The 749-nt window shown below is 65.6% G+C and carries 1 protein-coding gene; it reads left to right on the plus strand.

Features of this window, described 5'->3' with window-relative positions:
• Positions 1–267 precede the first annotated feature (267 nt).
• The coding region (locus AC3WRM_RS18410) for a hypothetical protein (protein ID WP_492250002.1) at positions 268–749 on the plus strand (482 nt) is incomplete at its 3' end.

A 749-nucleotide genomic window follows, 5' to 3' on the forward strand; every position in this document is an offset into this window, starting at 1 on the left:
TGGACGTCGTCCGGGAACTCGTGCGCTGCGCCCACGGCGAGCAACCTCGGCTCGACCGCTCCGTACTCGGACGTGTACACGTTCGCGAGGAACGGCAACCGCGAGAAGGTCGTCTCGATGCGCAAGGTGGACTCGAGCATCGTGACCACCACGCACGTCTCGGGTTTCCCGGCGGCGACTGCGGATCGTCCTCACGCCGCCCTGACGACGACGAAGTCTGGTGGGCAGACGGGTACGACGACGTACGCGTACGACGAGGTCGGCAACATGAAGAAGCGGTCGACCTCGAGCACGGCGGGCAAGTCGTACGAGTGGGATCGTGAGGGCAACGTCAAGAAGGTCACGGACCTGGCGACCGGCAAGAGCGTGGAGTACCTCTACGACGCTGACGGCAATCGTCTGATCGAGCGTGACGGGTTCGACGGTTCGACGACGTTGCTGTTCGGGTCGACGCAGCTGAAGGTGAAGGGCACGACCCGCTCGGCGGTGCGCACGTACTCACTGGACGGTGAGGCGGTGGCCACGCGTGACTCCGGTGGGCTCAAGCACACGGCGGTGGATCACCAGAACACGCCGTTGGTGTCGGTGACCTCGACGACGGCGAGTGTGGAGAAGCGTCGTTACTCCCCGTTCGGGGAGGCGTTGACGGATGCGTCGGCGACGTGGCTGTCGAACCGGGGCTTCCTGAACAAGATCACTGATGCCGGTCCGGGGACGGTGCACCTGGAGGCGCGTGAGCTCGATCCGGG

It is taken from the genome of Aeromicrobium sp. EU05-FHT14F07 (assembly GCF_058790455.1).